The sequence below is a fragment of the Cellulomonas sp. P2_B4 genome (assembly GCF_056404795.1).
In genome coordinates this window covers 1-766 of the sequence record NZ_JBFUDI010000035.1, presented here as the reverse complement: position 1 = coordinate 766, position 766 = coordinate 1, and the positions used below count along the sequence as shown (strand labels likewise).

Sequence of the window (766 nt, the reverse complement as noted above, 5' to 3'; positions counted from 1 at the left end):
ATGTCGTTCAGGATGGACCGGCTCGACGCATAGGCGCCGTGCCCGAGGCCGAAGATCTCGGCACCCACGGCGGTGATGTCGATCGCATCGACACCGTCGACCAGCAACGGCTGGCCTTCGCGCACATCGCCCGCGCGCTGGACGTTGCGCCGCAGCCGCTTGGACAGGGTGAGCGCCTTGTCGGCGGAAGAGGCGTAGAGCGTAAGCCCCGGCACCACCTTGCACAGCTTGGGCATCTTCTTGAGGTAGGCGTCGCGGTCGACATCCGGCGCCGCCATCATCAGTTCCGCGATCGAGAGCGGCGTCGCCGCATGATCGTGCCGTTCGAGCGCGTTGACGACGAGCTGATTGCCCATGCTGTGCGCGATGACATGGATCCGCGAGATGCCGGCATCGAGCAGATGGGCGAGCGTCTCGCAAAACGCATCCTCGCCGTGATCGGCGCTGTCATAGTCATAGCCATAATCGGCGGTCCGCCCGCCCGAGGCCCAGGAGAAGAGCAGCGGAACGCCCTGATATTGGAGGTCCCAGAAAATCTGGGCGGCGCGGTACACCGCATCGGGGAAACTGGTATTGAAGCCATGGACGAAGACCAGCGCGTCTTCCCCGCCATGGCCCCGCGCCATGCCCTTCCAGGCATCGAGCGACAATTGCTCGACGCTGTTGATGATGAAATGCTTGCGCGCCTTTTCACGCTCGATCGTGATCTGGACGATCGGCAGCTTGAACGGCCGGCCGAGTGTCCCGAAATGGCGATCCTCCGGAA

At 63.8% G+C, this 766-nt stretch carries 1 protein-coding gene; it reads right to left on the bottom strand.

The window, feature by feature from the left end; all coding sequences use genetic code 11:
* Positions 1-766: alpha/beta hydrolase (locus AC1DZC_RS19915; RefSeq protein ID WP_477044472.1), on the bottom strand; the 766-nt coding region annotated here is incomplete at both ends.